The 23589-nt window shown below is 73.6% G+C and carries 21 protein-coding genes; 9 read left to right on the top strand and 12 right to left on the bottom strand.

The window, feature by feature from the left end:
• Positions 1 to 22: 22 nt before the first annotated feature.
• The 3 genes from ACZ4Z2_RS15335 to ACZ4Z2_RS15325 all read left to right on the top strand — a co-directional run bounded on the left by ACZ4Z2_RS15335 (position 23) and on the right by ACZ4Z2_RS15325 (position 2844).
• On the top strand, positions 23 to 700 hold the full coding sequence (locus tag ACZ4Z2_RS15335) for a uracil-DNA glycosylase (protein ID WP_468076075.1): 678 nt from the start codon (positions 23 to 25) through the stop codon (positions 698 to 700).
• Positions 697 to 1728 (top strand): N-acetylglucosamine kinase, encoded by a 1032-nt coding sequence (locus ACZ4Z2_RS15330; RefSeq protein ID WP_468076073.1) that lies wholly within the window; start codon positions 697 to 699, stop codon positions 1726 to 1728. The genes ACZ4Z2_RS15335 and ACZ4Z2_RS15330 overlap by 4 nt, the downstream gene beginning before the upstream one ends.
• A 192-nt stretch (positions 1729 to 1920) precedes the next feature.
• Positions 1921 to 2844: a sirohydrochlorin chelatase gene (locus ACZ4Z2_RS15325; RefSeq protein ID WP_107465069.1), complete on the top strand. Its 924-nt coding sequence runs from the start codon at positions 1921 to 1923 to the stop codon at positions 2842 to 2844.
• A 115-nt stretch (positions 2845 to 2959) separates the two neighbouring features.
• On the opposite strand, the gene ACZ4Z2_RS15320 is transcribed toward ACZ4Z2_RS15325, so the two are convergent.
• Together ACZ4Z2_RS15320 and ACZ4Z2_RS15315 are read right to left on the bottom strand one after the other, a co-directional pair.
• Complete coding sequence (locus tag ACZ4Z2_RS15320; protein ID WP_468076071.1) at positions 2960 to 4027, bottom strand: lactonase family protein; 1068 nt, start codon at positions 4025 to 4027, stop codon at positions 2960 to 2962.
• A gap of 135 nt (positions 4028 to 4162) precedes the next feature.
• The gene (locus tag ACZ4Z2_RS15315; protein WP_468076392.1) at positions 4163 to 5668 is read right to left on the bottom strand and encodes an FUSC family protein; all 1506 of its coding nucleotides are present in this window, start codon (positions 5666 to 5668) and stop codon (positions 4163 to 4165) included.
• A 378-nt stretch (positions 5669 to 6046) separates the two neighbouring features.
• Between ACZ4Z2_RS15315 and ACZ4Z2_RS15310 the strand changes: the two genes are divergently transcribed.
• Positions 6047 to 6523 (top strand): Lrp/AsnC family transcriptional regulator, encoded by a 477-nt coding sequence (locus tag ACZ4Z2_RS15310; RefSeq protein WP_468076390.1) that lies wholly within the window; start codon positions 6047 to 6049, stop codon positions 6521 to 6523.
• Between the two features lie 192 nt (positions 6524 to 6715).
• Here the strand turns inward: ACZ4Z2_RS15310 and paaE are convergent, their stop codons facing one another.
• The 7 genes from paaE to ACZ4Z2_RS15275 all read right to left on the bottom strand — a co-directional run bounded on the left by paaE (position 6716) and on the right by ACZ4Z2_RS15275 (position 13864).
• Positions 6716 to 7936, bottom strand: coding sequence for a 1,2-phenylacetyl-CoA epoxidase subunit PaaE (gene paaE, locus ACZ4Z2_RS15305; protein ID WP_468076069.1), 1221 nt, complete (start codon positions 7934 to 7936; stop codon positions 6716 to 6718).
• Positions 7937 to 8443 (bottom strand): 1,2-phenylacetyl-CoA epoxidase subunit PaaD, encoded by a 507-nt coding sequence (gene paaD, locus ACZ4Z2_RS15300; protein WP_468076067.1) that lies wholly within the window; start codon positions 8441 to 8443, stop codon positions 7937 to 7939. It lies immediately after the preceding gene.
• A complete protein-coding gene (paaC, locus tag ACZ4Z2_RS15295) occupies positions 8437 to 9264 on the bottom strand; it encodes a 1,2-phenylacetyl-CoA epoxidase subunit PaaC (protein WP_468076065.1) in 828 nt (275 codons plus the stop codon). Before paaC ends, paaD begins: the two co-directional genes overlap by 7 nt.
• A gap of 10 nt (positions 9265 to 9274) precedes the next feature.
• Entirely contained in the window at positions 9275 to 9595 is a 321-nt protein-coding gene (paaB, locus tag ACZ4Z2_RS15290; protein ID WP_468076063.1) for a 1,2-phenylacetyl-CoA epoxidase subunit PaaB, read from the bottom strand.
• Positions 9592 to 10569, bottom strand: coding sequence for a 1,2-phenylacetyl-CoA epoxidase subunit PaaA (gene paaA, locus ACZ4Z2_RS15285; protein ID WP_468076061.1), 978 nt, complete (start codon positions 10567 to 10569; stop codon positions 9592 to 9594). Before paaA ends, paaB begins: the two co-directional genes overlap by 4 nt.
• Positions 10570 to 10743: 174 nt before the next feature.
• Positions 10744 to 12321 (bottom strand): amidohydrolase, encoded by a 1578-nt coding sequence (locus tag ACZ4Z2_RS15280; RefSeq protein WP_468076059.1) that lies wholly within the window; start codon positions 12319 to 12321, stop codon positions 10744 to 10746.
• Between the two features lie 61 nt (positions 12322 to 12382).
• Positions 12383 to 13864 carry an APC family permease gene (locus tag ACZ4Z2_RS15275; protein ID WP_468076057.1) on the bottom strand — a complete coding sequence of 494 codons (1482 nt, stop codon included), beginning with the start codon at positions 13862 to 13864 and terminating at the stop codon, positions 12383 to 12385.
• Between the two features lie 166 nt (positions 13865 to 14030).
• On the opposite strand from ACZ4Z2_RS15275, the gene ACZ4Z2_RS15270 reads away from it, so the two are divergent.
• Positions 14031 to 14648, top strand: a complete 618-nt coding sequence (locus ACZ4Z2_RS15270; protein ID WP_468076056.1) for a TetR/AcrR family transcriptional regulator C-terminal domain-containing protein — start codon at positions 14031 to 14033, stop codon at positions 14646 to 14648.
• Between the two features lie 377 nt (positions 14649 to 15025).
• Here the strand turns inward: ACZ4Z2_RS15270 and ACZ4Z2_RS15265 are convergent, their stop codons facing one another.
• Positions 15026 to 15301 carry a hypothetical protein gene (locus ACZ4Z2_RS15265; protein WP_468076054.1) on the bottom strand — a complete coding sequence of 92 codons (276 nt, stop codon included), beginning with the start codon at positions 15299 to 15301 and terminating at the stop codon, positions 15026 to 15028.
• Between the two features lie 116 nt (positions 15302 to 15417).
• On the opposite strand from ACZ4Z2_RS15265, the gene ACZ4Z2_RS15260 reads away from it, so the two are divergent.
• The gene (locus ACZ4Z2_RS15260; protein WP_468076052.1) at positions 15418 to 17595 is read left to right on the top strand and encodes a TerD family protein; all 2178 of its coding nucleotides are present in this window, start codon (positions 15418 to 15420) and stop codon (positions 17593 to 17595) included.
• 113 nt (positions 17596 to 17708) lie between these two features.
• Here the strand turns inward: ACZ4Z2_RS15260 and ACZ4Z2_RS15255 are convergent, their stop codons facing one another.
• Complete coding sequence (locus tag ACZ4Z2_RS15255; RefSeq protein WP_468076050.1) at positions 17709 to 18572, bottom strand: fructosamine kinase family protein; 864 nt, start codon at positions 18570 to 18572, stop codon at positions 17709 to 17711.
• Between the two features lie 492 nt (positions 18573 to 19064).
• Here ACZ4Z2_RS15255 and ACZ4Z2_RS15250 point away from each other — a divergent pair, with 492 nt between their 5' ends.
• The 3 genes from ACZ4Z2_RS15250 to ACZ4Z2_RS15240 are packed head-to-tail and all read left to right on the top strand — an operon-like array spanning position 19065 to position 22499.
• Positions 19065 to 20492 (top strand): family 2B encapsulin nanocompartment shell protein, encoded by a 1428-nt coding sequence (locus ACZ4Z2_RS15250; protein ID WP_468076048.1) that lies wholly within the window; start codon positions 19065 to 19067, stop codon positions 20490 to 20492.
• Positions 20489 to 21550 carry a family 2 encapsulin nanocompartment cargo protein terpene cyclase gene (locus ACZ4Z2_RS15245; protein ID WP_468076046.1) on the top strand — a complete coding sequence of 354 codons (1062 nt, stop codon included), beginning with the start codon at positions 20489 to 20491 and terminating at the stop codon, positions 21548 to 21550. The genes ACZ4Z2_RS15250 and ACZ4Z2_RS15245 overlap by 4 nt, the downstream gene beginning before the upstream one ends.
• A 49-nt stretch (positions 21551 to 21599) precedes the next feature.
• Positions 21600 to 22499, top strand: coding sequence for a geranyl diphosphate 2-C-methyltransferase (locus ACZ4Z2_RS15240; RefSeq protein WP_468076388.1), 900 nt, complete (start codon positions 21600 to 21602; stop codon positions 22497 to 22499).
• Between the two features lie 12 nt (positions 22500 to 22511).
• On the opposite strand, the gene ACZ4Z2_RS15235 is transcribed toward ACZ4Z2_RS15240, so the two are convergent.
• Positions 22512 to 23471 carry a peptidoglycan-binding domain-containing protein gene (locus ACZ4Z2_RS15235; protein ID WP_468076044.1) on the bottom strand — a complete coding sequence of 320 codons (960 nt, stop codon included), beginning with the start codon at positions 23469 to 23471 and terminating at the stop codon, positions 22512 to 22514.
• Positions 23472 to 23589 lie beyond the last annotated feature (118 nt).

Below are 23589 nucleotides of genomic sequence, written 5' to 3'. Positions count from 1 at the left end.
TCCACGGCAGTAGGGTGACGCCGTGGCACCACGACCGTTGCATGAAATCGTCGAAGCGGGCTGGGCGAAGGCACTGGAGCCCGTGGCCGGACAGATCGCCCGGATGGGCGACTTCCTGCGTGCGGAGATCGCCGCGGGACGCACCTATCTCCCGGCGGGACAGAACGTCCTGCGCGCCTTCCAGCAGCCCTTCGACGACGTCCGCGTCCTCATCGTCGGCCAGGACCCGTACCCGACACCGGGGCACGCGGTGGGGCTGTCCTTCTCGGTGGCCCCGGAGGTACGGCCCCTGCCGGGCAGCCTGATCAACATCTACCGGGAGCTCGGCAACGACCTGGGGCTGCCGCCGCCGGCCAGCGGCGATCTGACGCCCTGGACGAGGCAGGGGGTCCTGCTCCTCAACAGGGCGCTCACCACGGCCCCGCGCAAGCCGGCGGCGCACCGGGGCAAGGGCTGGGAGGAGGTCACCGAGCAGGCGATAAGAGCACTGGCCGCGCGGGGGCGCCCCCTGGTGTCGATCCTGTGGGGCCGTGACGCCCGCAACCTCCGCCCCCTGCTGGGCGATCTGCCGTCCATCGAGTCCGCCCACCCCTCCCCCATGTCGGCCGACCGCGGCTTCTTCGGCTCCCGGCCCTTCAGCCGCGCCAACGACCTGCTGGTCCGTCAGGGCGGCACCCCTGTGGACTGGCGTCTGCCATGACGACCGCCGGGGCGCCGTCCGACGAGCGGCCGGGACCGCTGTCCGGCCCGGACGGCGGCGGGGAAGGCACCGTCGTGCTCGCGGTGGACTCCGGCGGGTCCGGGGTGCGGGTGGCGCTCGCCATCGGGGGCGCGGTGGTCGGGGAGCCGCTCGCTTCCGGGGAGCCGGTGCGCACCGGGACCGGCGGCATCGATGCCGGGCACCTGCTGCAGCAGGTGCTCCCCCTGGCACGGCGGTTGCTCGCGGAAGCCGGCCAGGAGCGGTGCGCCGCGGTCGCCGTCGGGGCGGCCGGGTTCGCGACGCTCGGGCAGCGGTTGCGGGCCGAGCTGCCGTCCGCGTTCGCACGTGAACTGGGGGCGCGGCGGACGGTGCTGGCGGCCGACGCCGTCACGGCGTACACCGGCGCGCTGGGCGCCCGGCCGGGCGCGGTGATCGCCGCCGGTACGGGGCTGATCGCCATCGGCACCGATCTGCGGGCCTGGCGCCGGGCGGACGGCTGGGGCCATCTGCTCGGGGACTGCGGTGGCGGTGCCTGGATCGGGCGGGCGGGGATGGAGGCGGCGCTGCGGGCCCATGACGGGCGCGTCGGCGGCTCGCGGCCGCTCCTGTCGCGCCTACAGGGTCTGTTCGGCCCGCCGGACAAGCTGCCCGGGCAGCTCTACCCCCGGCCCGACCGCCCGGCGGTGCTGGCCTCCTTCGCCCCCGAGGTGGCCGCGTGCGCGGGCGACGACCCGGTGGCGGCGGACATCCTGCGCGCCGCGGCACGGCACATGGCGGACGCCGCGGCCGCCGTCTGCCCGGCGTCGGGCGACCCCCTGGTGGCGCTCACGGGCGGCCTGTTCAAGCTGGGCGCGCCCCTCCTCGCACCCCTGGAGGCGGAGTTGGCGCGGCGCCTGCCGCGGGCCCGCAGGGTGCCCGCGGAGGGCGACCCGCTGTACGGCGCCGTACGGATCGCGACCGCTCTGGCCACCGGAGACCTCCGATTGCCGTACGACGAGCAGCTGTTGTACACGGTGGCCGAAAAGTAGTACCTGAAACACGGACCAAAGCAGCCTGTCCGACAAGCACCACTGTGGTCCGCCAAGAGCACTGCTCGGCAGATAAATGCGGTTTCGATCAACCCGATCGACACGTAACTCATCAGACAAATCCGGACGGATACCGCTCACCTGCACCCTCCCCGAACAGGGGAACCCCGGAAACAAGTAACATGCGGCGCCATGAGCTCCCCCACTGGGCCCGCGTCCGGCCTGCCAGTACGAATGCCGCGACCCCGCCAGCCCGGCCGGCACCGCCGACCGGAACCCCTGGCGGCTCCCGAGGGCGCGCCCGCGCTGCTCCTCGCGGTGCCGGGCACGCCCAGCGCCGCCACGCGCAGCCTCGCCGAGGAGGTCGTGAGCATCGCCCGCTCCGAGCTGCCCGGCCTCGACGCCCGCATCGGGTACGTCGACGGCGGCGGTGACGAGTTCCCCACCCTGCAGTCGGTGCTCACGGGCGCCGCCGAGGAGCGCACCGCCCGCTACGAGCAGGCGCGTGCCGCCGGTCTCGACGTCAAGGAACCGGACGGCCCCGTCGCCGTCGTCGTGCCGCTGCTGGCCGGTCCGGACAACGCGACGCTGCGCCAGGTCCGCCAGGCCGTCATGGAGAGCCGGATCGCGGCCGAGCTGACCGATGTCCTCGGCCCGCACCCGCTGCTCGCCGAGGCGCTGCACGTGCGGCTGTCCGAGGCGGGGCTGGCGCGTGCCGACCGTGCCCGCCTGTTCACCGTCGCGACCGCCGCGGACGGCATCATCCTCGCCTCCGTGGGCGGCGACGAGGCCGTGCAGGCGGCCGGCATCACGGGCATGCTGCTGGCCGCGCGGCTCGCGGTGCCGGTGATGGCCGCCGCGCTCGACCAGGAGGGTTCGATCAGCTCCGTGGCCGAGCAGCTGCGCTCCTCCGGTTCCCAGCAGCTCGCGCTCGCGCCGTACCTGATAGGGCCGGAGATCGACGCCGCCCTCATCGCGGACGCCGCGGCGGAGGCGGGGTGCTCGGCCGCCGAGGCGCTCGGCCCGTACCCGGCGATCGGCAAGCTGGCGCTCGGCAAGTACACGACGGCGCTGGGCATCGCCCCGCCGCAGCAGCAGGGCATGCCGGTCCGCTGACACCGGCCCCGCCCGGTCCGTCTCGACCCGTACGGCCGAGGGCCCGCTCCTCTCGAAGGAGCGGGCCCTCGGCCGTACGCGTGCCCGGGCCGCGCCCGTCCCCCGTGGGCCGGGATCAGGCGTCCAGGACCACGCACGATGCGGCGGGCACCGCGATCGAGCCGGCCAGGGCCGGGACGCCCGTGTCCGGGTCGACCGTGAACCAGGTGATGGCTCCGGAGTGCTGGTTGGCGACGTACAGGGTGCCCGCCGCGTAGGTGAGGGCGCGGGGCCAGCGTCCGCCGCAGGGGACGGTGGCGACCAGGCGCAGGGTGGGCCCTTCGACGGCGAGCACGGAGAGGACGTTTGTGCCGCGGGTCGCCGTCCACACGTGACGGCCGTCGGGCGACGCCACGATGCCCGAGGGGTACGCGTCGTCGTCCGGGGCCGCCGGGAGCACCGGGGCCTCCCCCAGGGCCTCCAGGAGGCCGTTCCGGGCGTCCCAGCGGCACACCGTGACGGTCGGGGTGAGTTCGTTGAGCACGTGGACGTACGAGCCGGCCGGCGAGGACGGGTCCGCCCCGGCGGTCGGGGCGAAGGCGAGGTGGCGCGGGCCGGAACCCGGCCGGAGCCGGGTCACGCCCCGCACGACCGGCACCCCGCCCTCCAGGGCGCAGACCCGCACCGTGTCCGTGCCCAGGTCCACGGAGACGAACCGGTCGCCGGCCGGGGCGGGCACCACCTGGTGGGCGTGCGGGCGCCGCGGGCGGTCCGGGCGCGGATCCGCGTCGGTGAGGCGGAGGGTGCCGGACGCGGTGGGGGCGAGGGTGCCGTCGGGGAGCAGGGGGACGGCGGTGACACTGCCGGCGGTGTGGTCGGCGGTCAGGACGTGGCCGTCGAACACGCACAGGTGCGTGGGGCCGGCGCCGACCGCGACGGGTGGGCCGGTCAGCGCGGGCTTGTCGTCCGTGACCCGGTAGGCGGCGACCGCGCCCTCGGTGGTCTCGCTGACCGCGTAGAGCGTCTCGCCGTCGGCGGAGAGGGCGAGGTAGGACGGGTCGGGGACGTCGTCCGCGGCGCCTGCGACGAGGGTCAGGGCGCCGCTGTCCTCGTCCACGGCGGCGACGAGGACGCCGGGTCCTCCGTCCGCCGTGAACGAGCCGATGTACGCGCGGCGTTCCCGCTTCCCGTGTGCTGCTGCCACTGCCGTCCCCTCCCGGTGGTGTTCGGTGCGGGTGAGGGTAGCAGCAGGTCTAGACCAACAGCAGGGTGCCTGTCGGAGGGGCTGGATGCCCGTCGGGGACACGGGATGCCCGCCGGGGACGCGGGGCGCCGTCGGTCAGGAGCCGGCCAGCCGGGAGCCGGAGGTCCTGCCGAGGGGCAGGGCCAGGTCGGACAGGGTCCGCTCCAGGTTGTGGAGGTGGACCAGGGGTGTGCCGGGTTCCGGCTGATGCGGGGCTTCCTGGCCGATGAGGTGCTGCGGCCAGGCCGGGGCCCTGGTCTCGTGGACGGTGAGGGCCTCCACCGCGGCCTTCACCCGCCAGCAGGCGGCCACGAGGGACGCCTCGTGCGCGGCGGGCGGTTCGGCGGTGGCCGACACGAGGGCGTGGACCTCGCTGACGCAGTCGTCGAGCAGGCGGAGCGCCTGGCGGGCGCGCTCCTTGCGGCCGTGGAACGGGTTCAGCGGATGCACCAGCGGGGCGAGGGCGACGCGGGCCCGGCCGAACAGTGCCTCCAGCTCGGCGGCGTGCGGTGCCGGGTCGGCCTCGGGGTCGCCTTCGAGCCGGGCGGCCGTCTCGGTGGCGGCGGCGTGCACGCAGTGCAGCGCCCGCTGGATCCAGGCGTCGTTGGTCGCGTGGGTGGTGACCGGCAGGACGAGGACGACCGCGAGCATGGCGCAGCCGGCGCCGACCCCCGTCTCGACAAGCCGCAGCGCGAGCAGGTGGACGTCCAGGACGCCCAGCAGTCCGTAGAGGAGGCTGGCCATCACGGTGACCGCCAGCATCATCCAGGAGTACGACACGGCCGCCGTGTAGAAGATCCCGAAGACGCAGAGGGCGACCAGGGCGGCCGACGCCACGGGCGCCCCGTCCAGCGGGACGGCCACCACGAGGCCGAGGGCGACGCCGATCACGGTCCCGAGGACACGGCGGAAACCGCGGACCAGGGTCTCGCCCCGGGAGGTCGTGTTGACGAAGATCCACCAGGCGGTGCCGACGGCCCAGTACCAGCGGTCCTCGGAGAACCCCTGGCCGACGACGAGTGCGACGGCGCAGGCCGCCGCGGCCTGGAACGCCTGCCGGGTCGTGGGCCGGTCCAGACCCGTGCGGGGCGCCTCGGCGGGGGGCGCGACCGGCGGGGCGCCGCGTTCGATGGGCCACAGGACGAAGCGCACCGCCCCGGCGACCAGCAGGGCGAGCGTCATGGCGGCGTAGAGACCGGGCAGGTCCGCGGGGACGGCGTGCAGGAACTGCGTGACGAAGAAGCTCATGAACGCGAAGATGCCGAGCGCCTGACCGCGCGCTCCCCAGCGGCGGGCGTAGACCCCGCAGAAGACCGTGACGACGAACGCGATGTCGCGGACGGCCGTGCGGTCGTGCAGGGCGGTCGCGAACGCCAGGACCGGAAACCCGGCGAGGGGCAGCAGGGCGGTGGTGACGCGCTGGGCGCTGACCGTACCGTCGGTGACGGTGAAGAGGGCGAGGAGCGCGGCGAGGCCTCCGGTGATCGACGCCGGGAGAGGGAAGCCGCACATCTCGGAGACGGCCACCGCGGCTCCCACGCCGACGACGGCGCGGACGGAGTTCCGCAGCCTCAGACGCCCCGGATCGGGCGCTGTGAACATCCTCTTCATGGCCGTGTACCGCCCCCTTGCACTGTGCGTGCCGCGTCCGCCGCGGTCTGGGTCTCAGGGGCGGCGGGCACAGCGAAGGCGCCGCGCTCCGGATCCGGCCTCGTCGCCGTCCGGCACTGCGCGGCGCCGAAACTACGTGGATAGGACAACAGATAAGCATCTTCGACCCCAATGGCTCAACAGGAGGGTCCGGAACTGAGCCATTGGCCCTGCCGAGGGCGGACGCGGCAGGCACCCGGTAGGCCAACGGACCAGACGCCCGGCGAACCCCACGTCCGGCTCCCCCCGGAGCCGCGTCACGGGGAGCGGTGCGGGGGCCGTTGATACGGTTTCCATGATCGTCGGATGGCGCAGGGAGGTCGAGTGATCATGGCCGTGGACGAACTCGACACCCGCATCCTGCGGCTGCTGCTGGAGCAGCCGCGGACGAGTGTGCGGGAGTACGCCAGGGTGCTCGGTGTCGCCCGGGGGACGCTTCAGGCGCGGCTCGACCGGCTGGAGCGGGACGGTGTGATCACGGGGACGGCGCCGTCGCTCTCCCCCGCCGCGCTCGGCCATCCGGTGCTGGCCTTCGTCCACATCGAGGTGACCCAGGGCCACCTGGACGATGTGGGGGACGCGCTGGCGGCCGTCCCGGAGATCATCGAGGCGTTCTCGATCACGGGCGGCGGTGATCTGCTGACCCGGGTGGTGGCCCGGGACAACGCGCACCTGGAGGACGTGATCCAGGCACTGATCAGCCTGCCCGGCGTGGTGCGCACCCGTACGGAGGTCGCGCTGCGGGAGCGGGTGCCGTACCGGCTGCTGCCGCTGGTGGAGTCGGTCGGCCGGACGGCCGGGAACTGATCGTCGCGGGCTCTCTCCGTTGGGGCGGCGAGGCTTCGTCGGCGGCTGCGGGTGGCTGGGGGCTTCCTCGCCCAAGTTCCCCGCGCCCCCGAAAAGCAGGGGCGCGGGGAACTTGGGCGAGCAACCACGACGCACTCGCACCCGCCAGAACCACCCGCACCGCCGAGCCATCAGGCGCCCGGCCCGAGATGCTCACGTGTCGAAGTCGACCGTCAGCGTCTCCGACGCCGGATACGTCTGGCACGTCAGGACGTATCCCGCCGCCACCTCCGCCGGTTCCAGCGCGTAGTTGCGGCGCATGTCCGCCTTGCCGTCGGGGACGAGCGCACGGCACGTGCCGCAGACGCCGCCCTTGCAGGCGAAGGGGAGGTCGGGGCGGGTGCGCTGCGCCGCGTCGAGGATCGTGCGGTCGCGGGGCAGCGGCGCGGTGGTCGTACGGCCGTCGAGCGTGATGGTGACCTCACTGACCGGGCCCTCGGCGGCGGCCTCCTCGTGGCGCACCTCGCGGACGGGTTCGTCGTCGGCATAGAAGAGCTCCTGGTGGACGCGGTCGGCGGGGACACCGAGGCCGGTGAGGACCTGCTGGGCGTCGCGGACCATGCCGTGGGGGCCGCACAGCCACCAGTGGTCGGCCGTGTCGACGTCGACGAGGGAGCCGATGAGCGCCGAGAGCCGCTCGGCGTCCAGGCGGCCCGAGAGCAGCTCCGCCTCGCGCGGCTCGCGGGACAGTACGTGGGCCAGCTGGAAGCGGGCCGGGTACAGGTCCTTCAGGTCGGCGAGTTCGTCGGCGAACATCACCGTGCCGGTGCGCCGGTTGCCGTAGAAGAGGGTCACCGTGGAGCGGGGGTCGGCGGCCAGGACCGACTCGGCGATGGAGATCATCGGGGTGATGCCGGAGCCCGCCGCGATCAGCACATGGTGGCCGGGGGCGGTGAGGTCCGGGGTGAAGAAGCCGGTGGGCGGCATGACCTCGACCGTGTCGCCGGGGCGTACGTCGTGCACGAGCCAGGAGGAGAACAGGCCGCCCGGTACGACCCGGACGCCGATGCGCGGTGCCGAACCCGCCGGTGAGCAGATCGAGTACGACCGGCGTTCGTCCCGTCCGTCGATCTCGCGCCGCAGGGTCAGCGACTGGCCGGGGGCGAACGTGAACTCCTCGGCCAGCTCGTCCGGGATCTCGAAGCCGACGGCCACCGCGTCCTCGCACAACGGCCGTACCTCGGCGACGCGCAGGGCGTGGAACACGGGCCGGCGCCGGGCGCGCGGGCGTACGGCAGGAGCGCCGCCCTCGCCGTCGCCGTCGACCGGACCGCCGGGCACGGCGGAGGCGACCGAGCCCGCGAACTCGCCCGCGGCCTCCGCCACCGGCGCCTCGCGCAGGCCGGCCGTCGGCCCTTCCGTGAAGCCCTTCATTCAGATCTCCTTGACGTGCTCGAACGGCTCGCGGCAGGTGTGGCAGCGCCACAGGGATTTGCAGGAGGTGGCGGCGAAGCGGGAGGTCTCCTCGGTGTCCTGGGAGCCGCAGCGGGGGCACGCAACCGTGCGCCGGGTGGGGGACAGTTGGAGGGTGACCGGGCCGCGGGGGGCGGACCCCGGCGGGGCGATGCCGTGTTCGGTCAGCTTGCGGCGGCCCGACTCCGTGATCCAGTCGGTGGTCCAGGGCGGGCTGAGGACCGTGCGGATCTCCACCCGGTCGTATCCGGCCGCGCGCAGCCTCGCCGCCACGTCGGCCCGCATCTCGGCCATGGCCGGGCAGCCCGAGTAGGTGGGGGTGAGGCTCGCGATCACCGTGCCGTCGCCGGTCAGCTCCACGTCCCGCAGGACGCCGAGGTCGGCGAGGGTCAGCATCGGAAGCTCGGGGTCGGGCACCTGCCCGGCGATCTGCCGGGCCCGCCGCGCGTCGAGCAGGGTGCTCACCATGTCGCCTCCGGGTGGGCGCGGGCCACGCACTGCAACTCGGCGAGCAGCGGCGCGAGATGCTCCGTGTGGTCGCCTGAACGACCGGCTCCCGGCAGCGGCCGGTACACCGGCATGGGCAGACCGGCGGCCTCCGTGACCTGCCGCAGCACGGCGACGACCGCGTCCCGTACGTCGTACGCGGTGAACAGCTCGCCGAAGTACGGGCCCACCTGCTCCAGCGCCTTGCGCATCCGCCGGTGCGACTCGTCGGTGCCGTCGCCGAGCCGTACGGCCCAGTCGGCCGCGTACTGGCGGTGGTAGGCCAGCTCCTTGACCCCCTTCGCCGCGATCGCCGCGAGGACGGGGTCGGGGTGGTCCACCAGCCGTTCGAAGTGCGCGAGGCGCCAGCTGGACAGGACGAGGAGCCGGACGACGGAGAACGCGAAGTCGCCATTGGGGAGTTCGGCGAGGCGGACGTTGCGGAAGTCGTCGGCGTCCCTGAAGTAGGCGTAGGCGTCCTCGTCGCGGCCGGTGCCGTCGACCTGCCCGGCGCGGGAGTACAGCAGGCGGGCCTGGCCGAGGAGGTCGAGGCCGATGTTGGCGAGCGCGACCTCCTCCTCCAGCTCGGGCGCGCGGGTGGTCCACTCGGCGAGCCGCTGGGCCGAGACCAGGGCGTCGTCGGCCAGCGCCACGCAGACGAGGGCGAGTTCGCGTACGTCGACGCCCTCGGGCACGCCGGTGTCCACGCCGTGGAGGGGGTCCTCGAAGCCGGTGCCGTAGGCCCAGCGGGTGTCGTCGTCGTGTCCCTCTGCGAGGGTCATGTAGACGTGGTCGTCACTCATGCCCTGCTCCTCAGATGTGCGGGACGTCGTCGGGGATGTCGTAGAACGTCGGGTGGCGGTACACCTTGTCGGCACTGGGGTCGAAGAAGGGGTCCTTCTCGTCGCGGGTGGAAGCCGTGATGTGCTCCGAGCGCACCACCCAGAGGGAGACGCCCTCGTTGCGACGGGTGTACAGGTCGCGGGCGTGGGTGAGGGCCATCTGGTCGTCGGCGGCGTGCAGGGAGCCCACGTGGACGTGGTTCAGGCCCCGCTTGCCGCGGACGAACACCTCGTACAGCGGCCAGTCGCCCTTGTTCCCGCGCGCCGCGCCCCTGTCGTCCGTGCCGGTCATGCCGCCGTCCCCTTCCGGGCTCGCTCGCTCTGCCGGGCGGCGTGGGCGGTGGCCGCCTCGCGCACCCAGGCGCCTTCCTCGTGGGCCGTCCTGCGGCGTTCCATCCGCTGGTCGTTGCAAGGTCCGTCGCCGCCGATGACCCGCTTCAGCTCGGCCCAGTCGGGGGTGCCGAAGTCGTGGTGGCCGCGCTCCTCGTTCCACTTCAGGTCCGGGTCGGGGAGGGTGACGCCGAGCTTCTCGGCCTGCGGGACGGTCATGTCGACGAAGCGCTGGCGCAGTTCGTCGTTGGAGTGCCGTTTGATCTTCCAGGCCATGGACTGCGCCGAGTTGGGCGAGGCGTCGTCGGGCGGGCCGAACATCATCAGCGACGGCCACCACCAGCGGTCCACCGCGTCCTGCACCATCGCGCGCTGCTCGTCGGTGCCGCGCATCATCGTCAGCAGCAGTTCGTAGCCCTGCCGCTGGTGGAACGACTCCTCCTTGCAGATCCGCACCATCGCGCGCGCGTACGGGCCGTAGGAGCTGCGGCACAGCGGGACCTGGTTGCAGATGGCGGCGCCGTCCACGAACCAGCCGATGACACCGACGTCGGCGAAGTTCCGCGTGGGGTAGTTGAAGATCGACGAGTACTTCTGACGGCCCTCGATGAGCCGGCGGGTCAGGTCCGCGCGGTCGGCGCCGAGAGTCTCGGCAGCCGAGTACAGGTACAGGCCGTGGCCCGCCTCGTCCTGGACCTTGGCGAAGAGGATCGCCTTGCGGCGCAGGGACGGCGCGCGCGTGATCCACTCGCCCTCCGGCTGCATGCCGATGATCTCGGAGTGCGCGTGCTGCGCGATCTGCCGGACGAGGGTTCTGCGGTAGCCCTCCGGCATCCAGTCGCGCGGCTCGATCCGCTGGTCGCGCGCGATCGTCGCGTCGAAGTGCTCCTGGAGCGCGTCCTCGGGCGGCGCCCCGGCGGAATCTGTCGTCGTCATCGATACCAGCTTCCCAACCGACCATTCGTTCGGTATCAGTGTGACGCGATTCGCGCGGCCGGGCAAGACCCGTCTTCCCTCCCCCCGGCGCCGCCCGGGGACCCGCCGACGGGCCGGGGGCCGAGTCGGTGCCGGCCGCCGCCGGTGGCGCCGTGCCGACCGCCCCCGGTGGCGCTACCGCCCGGTGCCCCGGTGCACCACATGGCCGCCCGTCAGGGTGAGGAGGACCGGTGCCTCGGCGACCTCGTCGGCGGGGGCCTCGACGGGGTCGAGGCCCAGTGCCGTGAGGTCCGCCCGGAACCCTTCGGCGATCCGTCCGGCGACCGCCTCCTCGCCCGCCGCGAGCGCCGCGTGGCTGGTGCAGCCCTCCAGCGCCTGGAGCCCGGTCAGTCCGGCCCGGCCAGACGCGGCGCCGCGCGGTGCCCGGGCCGTGGCCAGGACCCCGCGGGCGTCATGGTGGGCGATCGGCCAGTCCGAGCCGAGCGCGACGACCGCGCCCGCGTCCCGCAGGTCCCGCAGCCGCCAGGCCCGCGAGGCGCGCTCCTCACCGAGCCGGGACGACCACGCGTCGGACAGGTCGGCGCGGGTGTAGCCGGTGTGCGGGGGCTGCATGGAGGCGATGACCCCGACCTCCGCGAACCGTGCCACGACATCGTCGGGCACCGACTCGATGTGCTCGATCCGGTGCGCGTGCCGCGCGCCGGCCCCCAGCGACTCGACGGTCGCCAGCACGTGCCGTACGGCGGCGTCGCCGATCGCGTGGGTCGCGGTCCGCACACCGGCGCGGTGCAGTACGCGCACGGCGTCGCCGTACGCGTCCGGGTCGGGCCAGAACGCGTCGGTGCCCTGGCCGTGGCAGTCGGGGTGGTCGAGCCAGGCGGTGCCGCCCTCGACGGTGCCGTCCATGAAGAACTTCGCCCCGTCCACCCGCCAGTGCCGGCCGCCCGTGCCCTGGAGGGCGATCAGCTCCGCGAGGTCGTCCGCGTCTGCGCCGGGCATGCACCACGGCGCGAAGCGCAGCCGCAGCGGCAGGACGGTCTCCCGCGCCACGGCGTCCACGAGGGCGGGGTCGCCGAGGTCCATGACGTGGGCGCCGGTGAGGCCGGTGGCCGCCATCGCGTGCAGGAGCTCGACCAGCCGGGCGCGGCGTTCCTCGTACGCCGGGCGGGGCATGACCGAGGTGACGAGGTCCATCGCGGCGTGCTCGACGAGGTGTCCGGTCAGGCGTCCGTCGGCGTCGACCGCGATGTGGGAGCGCTGGACGAAGGTGCGTGGCCCGGTGATACCGGCGGACTTCAGCGCGGCGCCCGTGGCGAGGCCGGAGTGGCCGTCGTAGAGGCGGAGGAAGGCGGGCGCGCCGTCCAGGACGTCCTCGACGAGGGCGCGGTCGACGGGGCGGTCCCCGAACACGTTGTGGTCGAGACCCCAGCCGATGACCCAGCCGTCGGCGCGGGGCGCGGAGGCGAGCGCGGAGCGCAGTCCGGCGAGGTCGCGTACGGCGGTGAGGTCGAGCCCGGTGGCCATGTCCAGGCCCCACACGGGGTGGCTGTGGCTGTCCACCAGGCCCGGCACCAGCCATCCGCCGCCCAGGTCCACCACCTCGGTGTCCGGCCCGCGCCAGTCCCGTACGTCCGCGTCCTCGCCCACGGCGGCGATCAGTCCGTCGCGTACGGCGACCGCGGAGGCGTGCGGCCGGCGCGGATCGAGGGTGCGGACGCGGGCGCCGGTGATGACGAGATCGGCGGTGGACATGGCGAGGCGTCTCCTCAGGGTGGGGCGGCGGGTGGGGGTCGGTCGGCCGGTTGTCCGCCGGTCACTCGGCGGCTTCGGCCGGGGGCTCGGCGGCGAAGCCCGCGTACACCTCGGGCCTGGACCGGCGCAGCCACCACCCGAGGGCGAGGCCGATGACGAGGACGGCCGGAACGATGGCCGCGAGGACGGTGTTGACGGTGGTGGAGGCGCCGGTGAACTGGTCGAGATGCGTGACGACCAGGGCGATGGCACCGGCCAGGAGCACCGCCGCGGCGACGGGCGCGACGACCGTGCGCACGGCGCCCTCGCCGTGGGTGACGCGCCGGAAGTAGAGCGGCACGGCGATCGCGGCGAGGAGTTGCAGCACCAGCAGGGCGAGCATGCCGGGCGTGTTCACCCACAGCAGCAGCTGCGTGTACGGGTCGGCGCCGGCCGCGGCGAAGGCGAGGACGACGGCCGCCCCGAGGACGGTCTGGGCGATGCCGGCGACGTACGGGGAGCGGTGGCGGGGGTGGACGCGGGCCAGGGCCCTGGGGAGGATGCCCTCCTCGGCGAGGGCGAGCCCGTAGCGGTTGATGGCGTTGTGGAAGGCCAGCAGCGAGGCGAGGACGCTGGTGACGATCAGGAGGTGCATCAGGTCGGCGGCCCAGGAGCCGACGTAGACCGTGATGGCGGAGAAGAACAGGTCCGCGGGGTTCGAGCCGGCCGCGCCGATGACCTTGGTGTCGCCGAACGCCTGGATGACCGTCCACACGATGAACGCGTAGAACAGGCCGAGGAAGGCGACGGCGAGATAGGTGGCGCGGGGCACGGTGCGGGCCGGGTCGCGGGCCTCGCGGCGGTAGATGACGGTGGACTCGAACCCGGTGAACGCGGCGAACGCGAAGGCCAGGACGGCGATCATGCCGGGGACCATGGCGTTGCCGGGCGCGAAGGACGCGAGGGACAGGCCGTCGGCGCCGCCCTGGACCAGGACTCCGCCCGCGAGCAGGACGAGGATGCCGGTCTCGGCGACGAGCAGGACGCCGAGGACCTTGGCACCGAAGTCGATGGACCGGTAGCCGCCGTAGCCGATGATCAGCAGGCCCAGGAGGGCGACGGGCAGCCAGGGGATGTCGGCGCCGAACAGGGAGCGGGCGGTGTCGCGGGTGGCGGTGCCGAGGAGGCCGTAGACGCCGATCTCCATGCCGTTGTAGCCGATGAGCGCGAGGAGCGCCGCGCCGATGCCGGCCCGGCGGCCGAGGCCGCGGGTGATGAACGCGTAGAACGCGCCGGCGCTGCGGACGTGGCGGCTCATGGTGGTGAAGCCGATGGCGAAGACGGCGAGCGTGAGACCGGCGAGCAGATAGCCCACGGGAGCGCCGATGCCGCCCATCAGGATCGCGAGGGGGGCGACGCCCGCCATCACGGTGAGCGGGGCGGCGGCGGAGACCACGAAGAAGGCGATGTCGGTGGTGCCGAGGGAGCCCCGGCGCAGCGAGTACATGGCGGGCGCTTCGGTCCCGGCCTGGTCCGCGCCGGGCGCGGAGGGGGTGACGGTCATCGGGGAAAGCCCTTCTGGCTGCTGGGCGGACAGGGCCACCGGGTGGGCGGGTGACGAGGCCACCGGGTGGGCGGGGTCGCCCGGACCGGTAAACCTAAAGGCTTTCGGTTTTGGCAATGTAACCTTCACCACGACCGCTGGGAAGACCCCGAAGAGGACGGACACCATGGGACGGCCGCGCACGCCCCTGCTGGACCGGGAGCGCATCACCACCACCGCACTCGAACTCGTGGACGAGCAGGGCGATTTCAGCGTCCCGCAGATCGCCAGGCGGCTCGGGGTGCAGACCGGGTCGCTGTACCACCATGTGGACGGCCGGGACGGCATCGTGGAACTGCTGCGCGAGCGGGTCGCCGAGGGCATCGACGTCTCCGCGCTCGAACTGCGCCCCTGGCACGAGGCCCTCGCTGCCTGGGCCCGCTCCTACCGCGCCGCCTTCGCCGCCCACCCGCGTGCCATCCCGCTGCTGATGACGTCCCCGGTACGGGCTCCGCGCGTCCTGGAGCAGTACGAGCGTGCCGTCGCCCTGCTCCTCGACGCGGGCTTCCCCCTCCCGGACGTGATGCCGGTGCTGGTCGCCCTGGAGAACGTCGTCCTCGGTTCGGCCCTCGACCTCGCCGCCCCGGCAGCCATGTGGGAGATCGCCGACGAGACGGCCACGCCGCGCCTGGCGGAGGCCCTCGACGCGGTCGGGGACCACCGCGCGGACGCCGCCTTCGAAGTGGCCCTGGAGGGCTTCCTCACCCATGCGCGCCGCCGACGGGCGACCTACGCGGGGACCTGACACCGCGGCCCCCGTCACCGGGGACAGCACGAGGAGCACTCCCGCGCACCACCGGCACACCGACGCCCTGACGCGCTCCCCCGCTCGGGCGTGCCCGATTGCCGTGGACCGCGCCGCGGCTCAGAGTCGTGGCGTGGTGCGACGCTTGGGCAGTCGGCGATACCCGGGGGCCGTGTGCCGTTGACGGTCACGGTGCCGACCTCGCTGGGTGTGCGCCCCGGGAACGACACGCGTACCTTCCTGAGCTGGGTGAAGGGGGAGAGCGACCGGGTCAGGTTCCTGTTGCCGGTGGTCGTGTACCCGCCCGGGCGGAACGACCCGGTGAAGCCGGCCGGCGGCTACGACGCCTACCTGGCCTACCTGCGCGGGCAGAGCGACTACCACGTGAAGGGGCGGGACACGGACGAGACCACCGTCGACGGGCACCGGGCGACCCTGATGACCGGCACCACCGACTGGTCGCTCAACGGCAGCATCGGCTGCCCCACGGCCGACGGGGACGCCGAGGACGACTGCTTCGGGCTCCAGCCCGAGTACGCGCTGCGCGTGGCCGTCGTCGACATCGGCGACCGGACCCCGCTGATGGCCTGGGCCGGCGTGAACACCGACCGGCAGCGCGACACCACGGCAGCGTTCACCCGCTTCGAGACCATGCTGCGCGGTCTGGAGTTCTCGCCTCAGTCCTGGCGAAACCCTTCCGCCCGGCGCACCGGGCATGGCGGGAAAAACTCCTGTGCGGCGGTTCGTGCACCTCTGCGATCATCGCGGGATGGTCGACCGTCTCGCATCAGTGGTTCTCCGGCACACCCACCGTCTGCCCGCCCCCGTGGGGTCCGCGGGGGACGGCGCCGCCGCGGCGCGGCAGTTCGACGCCGCGTTGCTGTCGGTGGGGTTCAAGCTGTCGGCGGAGCTGATGGCGCATCTGTCGGGGCTGTCGCCCGCCGCGGTGGCGCACACCGCCACGCGCACGCTGCGCACGGTGCGCGAGATGGTCGGCGACCACGTCGCGCACAACGCGTACTTCATCGACTTCCCCGCCAACGTGCCGGACACCGAGGAGTTCTGGACGCGCTGCGTCGCCGAGGCGCTCCGTGACCGCAAGGCGCGCGGCAGTGTGCTCTCCCAGCTGGCGCACGGGGTGCTGAACCTCCTCAGCCTGCCGTCGTACGGCCGCTACCAGCACACCTACGAGGAGATGCTCGCGGTGCAGGACGAGCTGATCGCCTCGGCCGGCGACCGTCTGACGGTCCTGCACCTCGGCGGGGCCCTGGACGACGAGGTCACCGCCCTGTACCTGGCGCTCGCGGGCAGCACCACACCGCTGGGCGAGGAGCACCTCGCCGATCTCAAGGCCCTCGCGGAGCGGTGCGCGGCGGGGCCGCAGCCCGAGGCGATCCCGGTCCGGGAGAACCGCGCGGTGGTCAACGAGGCCCGCCTCGGCGTCGGCGCCGACCTGCTCCTGGACACCGTCACCGATGTGCTGCGGCTGGCCTGCGCCCTGTCGGGCGGCGACGTGACGCTGCGGGAGCCGACGCGGTTCCGGACGGTACCGCGTCCGGTGCGCCGGGCGCTGCTCGCCGGTCTGGACGCCGTGGTCGCCGCGAACCCCGCGAAGCTCTGCGACGTCCACGCGTACCGCGAGCCCTTCAAGCGGCTCGGTGAGCGTCTCCACCCGCACGAGTACCCGCGGTGGCCGCACGCCGCCCACGTGTTCGCCGTCGCCCGCGGCGAGAAGGAGGCCCGGTCCTTCGACAGCCGGGCGCAGCGACTGCTCGGTGCGTACGACGTCCCCGGCGCCGTCGGGCTGCTCTGCTCCGCCCCGGGCAAGCTGTTCCGGGCGCTCGACCATCTGCTGCGGATCGCCCCCGACCAGGACGAGCGGGACACGGTGGTGGCCGCGGCCGTGGAGGCCGCCCCGCGGGTGTCGGGCCGGGTCGTGCTGGCGGTGCGCGAGCATCTGCTCAACCGGGAGCGGGAGTCCGGCGAGCGCCGGGTGTTCGTCAACCGCGCGGGCCGCGCCTGGGTCGCCGCCGATGCGCGGCCGCCCGTGCCGGCGCCGGACCGCGAGCGCCTGATCGCCGCCCTCGACGCGGAGCTGCGGCGCCGTCTGCCGCCGGCGGGCCGGCTGCTCGTCGACCCGGACGTCCTGGACGTGGCGCTCCCGCTCAGCGGCCGGGCGACCACCGGCGGGCTCGGGGTACTGCCCCGCGGCTCCGTCTCGGCCGTCGAGGGCGAGCTGTTGCGCTTCTTCGTGTACTGGAAGGAGCGGGAGCGGCGAACCGACTACGACCTGTCGGCGCTGCTCCTGAACGCCGACCACAGCACCGACAGCTGGCTCTCGTACACCTCGCTCAAGGCCGTCGGAGGCGAGCACTCCGGCGACGTCACGGAGGCGCCGGAGGGGGCCTCGGAGTTCATCAACCTGCGGCTGGACCGCGTGCGGGCCACGTTCGTCGTGCCGCAGGTCAACATCTACGCCGGCGAGGGGTTCGAGGAGGTCGAGGAGTCGTTCTTCGGGTTCATGCTGCGGGACGGGGAGCAGAAGGGCCGTCCGTTCGAGCCGCGCACGGTGCGGATGAAGTCGGAGCTCCGGGGACCGGGCCGGGTGGCGCTGCCGCTGGCCTTCAAGCGCGAGCGGGACGGCGGGTGGCGGGCGAAGTGGCTGCACCTGTACCTCAGGGGCATCTCGTCGGAGAACCGGGTCGAGGAGAACCAGGCGTCGGTGTCGAAGGTGGTGAAGGCCGTCATGGAGCGGGAGCAGCTGACCGTGCGGTACCTCGTCGGCCTGATGGCGGACGCCGAGGGGACGACGGCCGTGGAGTCCTGGGACGGGAAGTCCGTGCCCGACGAGCCGGTCACGTACCTCGGTCTGGAACGCCCCGAGGGGCTGCACCCGGACTCCCGGGTCATCACCCTCGAAAATCTGCGCGACGTGATTCCGGCCTGAGTGCTAGCGTTGCCGACGGCGAGGCCATGAAGGGGCTTCCTTCTCAATTCCTTTCCAGAAACGAGTCCCTTCGCTTTCCTCGCCGTTCACGTCGCCCCGGGCGGCGCCCGCGTTCAGTGCGCAAGCGCCGCCCGTGCCGCGTTCAGGGCCTGTTCCGCGTAGCCGCGACCGAAGAGCACCGTGTGGACCAGCAGGGGGAAGAGCTGGTGGAGGCCGACACGGTCGCGCCAGCCGGCGGCGAGGGGCGCCGCCCGCTGGTAGCCGTCGAGCACCCGGTCGAGGTGGGGGCAGCCGAAGAGGGCGAGCATCGCGAGGTCGGTCTCGCGGTGGCCGCCGTGCGCGGCCGGGTCGATGAGCCAGACCCGGCCGTCGCCGCCCCAGAGGACGTTGCCGTTCCACAGGTCGCCGTGCAGCCGGGCGGGGGGCTCGGCGGGTCCCGCGAGGCCGGGCAGTCGCGCGCAGACCTCCTCGATCACGGCGGCCTCCGCGGGTCGGATCGTGCCGTCGTCGACCGCGAGCCGCAGATAGGGCAGCACCCGGTGCTCGGCGTACCAGCCGGGCCAGTCGGTGCCGTGGGCGTTGCGCATGGGGGCGCGCCCGATGAACGCGTCCGCCGGGCCGCCCGGGGGCGCGGCGCCGAAGGCGGGCGCTCCGGCGCCGTGCAGGGCGGCCAGCAACTCCCCGAAGCGGGCCGCCGCCTCGGCGCCCGGTGAGCCCTGCCGGACCCGGTCGATCACCAGGCGGTCCCCCTCCTGGCCATGGACCGACGGGATGGGCACCGCCCCGGCCTGAGCCAGCCAGCGCAGCCCCGCGGCCTCCGCCCGTGCCGCGTCCGGTCCGTCGCCCCGCTTGACGACGACCACCCGGCCGTCGTCGAGGGTGACCTCGGTGAGGGCGCCGGACAGCGGGCGCTCGTCGCGGGCCGTACGGCCGGTGAGCCGTACGGCCAGGTCACCGGGTGCCTCGTGACCGGTCATGGAGAACCACCTCCGGATCCCGTGTCGCCGACCGTGTCCCCAGGAACCGTACGGGCGGTGTGCGGCCCCGGTGAAATCCCCCGGCCGTGTCCCGGACGGGGCCGCCGGCGCGGAGAGGGCGAGGTGTGTGCCCTCTCCGCGCCGGGGCCGGGGGCGGGCGAGGGGCGCGGGTGCGCGGACCGGCCCCGACTCTGCCTCGGTAGGCGGTTTCCGCCTCCCAGGACACGAAGTCGCCCCTTTCACGCGGTGCCCGGCCACCCGCCCGGCCTGTTTGGCTTGACCCGCGGCGCGCCCCGCACAGCGGCACGCGCCGCTCACCGCCGCCGCTCCGGCGTCCACCGCCTCGGAATCCGCCCACGACCACGTCGTACGCGCGCCACCCGAGTTCCCCGCACCACCGTCGACCGGTGTTCCGGTGTCCGCCCGTGTTCCCGCGCGTCCCCGCATGTCCAGGCACATCCGCGTACGTCCGCTCACCCTTCGGGAGGGAATGTGACCGCCCCCGTAAGTTCCTCCGAAAGCGCCCCGGATCCCGCCGACGGACCGCACAGCACCAGTCTGAGCACCCGGGCCGCGCGTCAGCTCGCGACGACCACCAAGTCCGAACCGCAGATGCAGGCCATCACGTCCCGGTGGCTGCTCAGGACGCTGCCGTGGGTGGACGTCCAGGGCGGCACCTACCGGGTCAACCGGCGCCTCCAGCTGCGGGTCGGCCGGGGCAGGGTGCAGTTCGACCAGAACGGCGCCGACGACGTCAAGGTCATCCCGGAGACGCTCACCGAACTGCCCGCGCTGCGCGGCTACGCGGACCTCGCGGCGCTGCGGGAGATCTCGCAGCGCTTCCGGGTCCGTGAGGTGCGGGCCGGCCAGGTCCTGGTCGACGCCGGGCAGCCGGTGACCGAGGCGTACCTCGTGGTGCACGGCCGGTTCACCCGCTACACCACCGGCAAGTACGGCGAGGAGGAGATCCTCGGCGTCATCGCCGACGGCGACGGGCTGGGCGACGAGGCGATCGGCCACGCCGACCCGCTCTGGCTCAGCTCCGTACGGGCCGAGACGGCGGCCGTGGTGCTGGCGCTCAACTGGGACACGCTGATGGCGTTCGTGGACCGCACCCCGTCGCTGCGGGCCCAGTTCGACGCCTTCGCCGACCGGCAGAACAAGCCGATGAACCGCAAGGGCGAGGCCGACGTCCCCCTGGAGGCCGGCCATGTGGGCGAGTTGACGCTCCCGGGCGGCTTCGTGGACTACGACCTCGCGCCACGCGAGTACGAACTGTCGCTCACCCAGACGGTGCTGCGCGTGCACACCCGGGTCGCGGACCTGTACAACCACCCGATGGACCAGACGGAGCAGCAACTCCGCCTGACCATCGAGGAGATCCGGGAACGCCAGGAGTGGGAGCTGGTCAACAACCGCGAGTTCGGGCTGCTCCACAACGTCGACTACGGGCAGCGCATCAGCACCTTCTCCGGGCCGCCGACCCCGGACGACATGGACGAGCTGCTGTCCATGCGCCGCAGGACCCGCCTGTACCTGGCCCATCCGAAGGCGATCGCGGCCTTCTTCCGGCAGTGCAACCGGCGCGGCCTGATGCCCGGCACGGTCACCGTCGGCGGGCACGAGGTACCGGCGTGGCGGGGTGTTCCGCTGCTGCCGTGCGGCAAGATCCCGATCAGCCCGCAGCACACGACCAGCATCATCGCGCTGCGCACCGGCGAGAAGGACCAGGGCGTCATCGGACTGCACCGGACCGGTATCCCCGAGGAGTACGAGCCGTCGCTGAACGTGCGGTTCATGGGCATCGACACCACCGCGATCATGAGCTATCTGGTCACGGCCTACTACTCGCTGGCCGTGCTGGTCCCGGACGCGGCCGGGATCCTGGAGAACGTGCAGATCGGGTGGATGCCCGAATGAGCGAACCCTCGCCGTACGCCACGACCGTGACCCGTCTGCCGGGGCCGCCCGGCCTCGCCCGTTCCGGACGCGCCCGGCGCGGCGGCGCGGTCCCGGGGCTGCGGTACCGCCCTGCCGCGCCCGCCGACCCCGGTACGGTCGCGGAGGTCGACCGCAGGCTCGCGGCGTGGGCCGACCGCCTCGACCTGTTCCCCCGGCAGTGGCGGGCGCAGTTCGACCGGTTCGGACTCGGCCGGGCGATCGTGCTCGCGCATCCGGGCGCGGCCGGACTCGAACACCTCACGGCCGCCGCCAAGTTGCTGCTCGCCGAGCATCTCGTGGACAACGTCTACTGCGAGGTGGACGAGGGCAAGGGCGGGTCGCCGCGCGGCCTCGGCGGCCGGCTGCTCATGGCCCAGTCGGCGCTCGACCCGTTCCACGGCATCCCCGACCTGGAGGAGCGGTGGCAGCGCGGCGTACGGGCCGACGGGCCGCTGCGTTCGTACCGCCACGCGCTGCGGGACTACGCGGTGTTGGCCACGCCCAGCCAGACGAACCGGCTCGTCCACGACCTGGCGCGGCTGCACCTGGGCTATCTCGGCGAGGCCGCCTGGGCCGAGGCCGGGCACATGCCGGGGGTGTGGGAGTACCTGGTGATGCGGCAGTTCAACAACTTCCGGCCGTGTCTCGCGGTGGTCGACGCCGTGGACGGCTGGGAGCTGCCGGAGGCGCTCTACGCCCGGCCCGAGGTCCAGCGGATCACCGCGCTCGCGGGCAACGCCGCCACCATCGTCAACGACCTGTACTCCTTCACCAAGGAGATGGCCGACGACCCGGGGCATCTGAACCTGCCCGTGGTGATCGCCGCCAACGAGCGGCGCGGGCTGAAGGCCGCCTATCTGCGGGCCGTCGAGATCCACAACCGGGTCATGGAGGCGTTCGAGGAGGAGGCCGCGGCGCTGTCCGCCACCTCCCCGCCGATCGAGCGCTACGCCACCGCTCTCGCCGCCTGGGTGGCCGGCAGCCATGAGTGGCACGCCACCAACACCGACCGCTACAGCCTGCCCGACTACTGGTAACGGCCCGCACGGCCGACGCCCGATCGCAGCGAAGGAGCCTTTGTTGACCATCATCGACGCCGTCACCCCGCCCGCCGCACCGCTGCCGGACCGGTCCCCGGTCCCCTCCCCCGCCCGGTCCACCTACCAGCGGCGGGTCGCCGACTACTGGAACGCCGAGGAGAACCCGGTCAACCTCGAACTCGGCAGGATCGACGACCTGTACCACCACCACTACGGCGTCGGGGAGGCCGACTGGTCGGTCCTCGACGACGACCCCGACCCGGCCCGCCGCCGGGAACGCGTCACCGCCGAACTGCACCGCCTCGAACAGGCCCAGGCGGAGCTGCTGGCCCGCCATCTGGGCCCGCTCTCCCCCACCGACCGCGTCTTCGACGCCGGGTGCGGGCGCGGCGGCGGCAGCGTGGTGGCGCATCTGCGGTACGGCTGCCACGCCGACGGCGTCACCATCTCCGCCAAGCAGGCCGAGTTCGCCAACGACCAGGCCCGCGGGCGCGGCATCGACGACCGGGTCCGCTACCACCACCGCGACATGCTCGACACGGGGCTGCCCGCCGGGGAGTTCGCCGCCTCCTGGAACAACGAGTCCACCATGTACGTCGAGCTGGACCTGCTGTTCGCCGAGCACGCCCGGCTGCTGCGCCGCGGCGGACGCTATGTGACCATCACGGGCTGCTACAACGACGCCTACGGGCGCGCCTCCCGCGAGGTGTCCCTCATCAACGCCCACTACATCTGCGACATCCACCCGCGCTCCGCGTACTTCCGCGCGATGGCCCGCAATCGTCTGGTCCCCGTCCATGTGCAGGACCTCACGGCGGCCGCCCTGCCCTACTGGGAGCTGCGCAAGCAGGCCGACCACCTGGTCACCGGCATCGAGGACACCTTCATCACGGCCTACGAGAACGGCAGTTTCCAGTACCTGTTGATCGTGGCCGACCGCGTCTGACGCCCCCCACGGTCATGGTTCCGAGGTCTCGGATTCGAGCGCGGCGCGCGTGGGCCCGCCGTAGACGCCCGACTCGTCGTCGAGGACGACGCGGGTGAGCTGGTAGCCGCGGACGGCGTTCTCGACCTCGGTGTCGTACGCGCCGTCGGCGTCGCCGTTGTAGAGGCCGACCTGGCGCAGACGGAGCTGGAGTTCGGTGACCTCGGGGCCTCGGTCGCCGAGGCCGAGGACGGGGTTCTGCTCGGCGCTCCCGGTCGGCACGGGGACCGAGGTGCGGGTGGCGCCGCTGTGGGACGGGGTCCGGGTGGGGTCGGCGGAGCCGCTCGGGCCGGCCGGGTTCTCGGTGGTGGCGCTCTCCTCCGGGGAGGCGGTCGGGGAGCCCGCCGGCCGGGTGGGTGAGGCCGTGCCGGTCGGGGTCGGCGGCGGGGCCGTGCCCTCCTGGGCGGCCGCTTCCGGCAGCCGGGCGCGGACGTCGTCGGGCAGGGAGCCGTCGCGTGAGGGGGTGTCGTACGAGAAGAGTCCGGTGACGAGTCCCGCCGCCACCAGGGCGGCCACCGCGGCGGCTCCGGCCCCCGCCGCGAGCGCCTTCCGGCGGTGCCGTCCGCCCTCGCGGAGGCCGGCGCCGGCGGCGGGGTGCTCGTGCGGGGCACGCGCCGGACGCGGGTCCTCGGCGAGGGACGACAGCTCCTGTGTGGGGGCGTCCGACGGGGGCGCGGTGCCGTCTGCGTTGTCCGTTCCGGGGACAGGGCCGTCGTGTGGCTCGGCGGGGTCGTGGGAGCCGGTGGTGTCGTCGCCGACCTTCACGAACGGCCGTATCCGTACGGGGTCGAAGTCCTCCGCCGCCGCGGCCTGTGCCGTCCGGGAGTCCCGGTGGGCCTCGGACGCCTGCTCGGCGCAGGAACAGGCCGGGGTGCCGTCCGCCGCCCGGGGCGTACCGCACTGGGGGCAGACGGGGCCTGTCGGTTCAGTCACGGGCGGTCTCTCTTCGAACGGGTCTTCCAGAGTTCTCACAGTCTTCTACACGAAATCCCCAAGACTTGCTTGAATCTCGAACCAGAACCCGCACAGGAGATCGAAAAACGGCCAACTC

This window comes from Streptomyces sp. NPDC030183 (genome assembly GCF_055573455.1).
This window is presented reverse-complemented; position numbering and strand designations above follow the sequence as displayed.

What these genes read in the sequence shown, in the direction of transcription:
- paaE (WP_468076069.1), bottom strand. Translation starts at nt 7,936, where the DNA reads ATGAAGGGCTTCACGGAAGGGCCGACGGCCGGCCTGCGCGAGGCGCCG.
- ACZ4Z2_RS15325 (WP_107465069.1), top strand. Translation starts at nt 1,921, where the DNA reads ATGAGCTCCCCCACTGGGCCCGCGTCCGGCCTGCCAGTACGAATGCCG.
- ACZ4Z2_RS15270 (WP_468076056.1), top strand. Translation starts at nt 14,031, where the DNA reads ATGGGACGGCCGCGCACGCCCCTGCTGGACCGGGAGCGCATCACCACC.
- paaC (WP_468076065.1), bottom strand. Translation starts at nt 9,264, where the DNA reads ATGAGTGACGACCACGTCTACATGACCCTCGCAGAGGGACACGACGAC.
- paaB (WP_468076063.1), bottom strand. Translation starts at nt 9,595, where the DNA reads ATGACCGGCACGGACGACAGGGGCGCGGCGCGCGGGAACAAGGGCGAC.
- ACZ4Z2_RS15330 (WP_468076073.1), top strand. Translation starts at nt 697, where the DNA reads ATGACGACCGCCGGGGCGCCGTCCGACGAGCGGCCGGGACCGCTGTCC.
- ACZ4Z2_RS15265 (WP_468076054.1), bottom strand. Translation starts at nt 15,301, where the DNA reads ATGGTCTCGAAGCGGGTGAACGCTGCCGTGGTGTCGCGCTGCCGGTCG.
- paaD (WP_468076067.1), bottom strand. Translation starts at nt 8,443, where the DNA reads ATGGTGAGCACCCTGCTCGACGCGCGGCGGGCCCGGCAGATCGCCGGG.
- ACZ4Z2_RS15280 (WP_468076059.1), bottom strand. Translation starts at nt 12,321, where the DNA reads ATGTCCACCGCCGATCTCGTCATCACCGGCGCCCGCGTCCGCACCCTC.
- ACZ4Z2_RS15255 (WP_468076050.1), bottom strand. Translation starts at nt 18,572, where the DNA reads ATGACCGGTCACGAGGCACCCGGTGACCTGGCCGTACGGCTCACCGGC.
- ACZ4Z2_RS15310 (WP_468076390.1), top strand. Translation starts at nt 6,047, where the DNA reads ATGGCCGTGGACGAACTCGACACCCGCATCCTGCGGCTGCTGCTGGAG.
- ACZ4Z2_RS15260 (WP_468076052.1), top strand. Translation starts at nt 15,418, where the DNA reads ATGGTCGACCGTCTCGCATCAGTGGTTCTCCGGCACACCCACCGTCTG.
- paaA (WP_468076061.1), bottom strand. Translation starts at nt 10,569, where the DNA reads ATGACGACGACAGATTCCGCCGGGGCGCCGCCCGAGGACGCGCTCCAG.
- ACZ4Z2_RS15245 (WP_468076046.1), top strand. Translation starts at nt 20,489, where the DNA reads ATGAGCGAACCCTCGCCGTACGCCACGACCGTGACCCGTCTGCCGGGG.
- ACZ4Z2_RS15315 (WP_468076392.1), bottom strand. Translation starts at nt 5,668, where the DNA reads ATGTTCACAGCGCCCGATCCGGGGCGTCTGAGGCTGCGGAACTCCGTC.
- ACZ4Z2_RS15275 (WP_468076057.1), bottom strand. Translation starts at nt 13,864, where the DNA reads ATGACCGTCACCCCCTCCGCGCCCGGCGCGGACCAGGCCGGGACCGAA.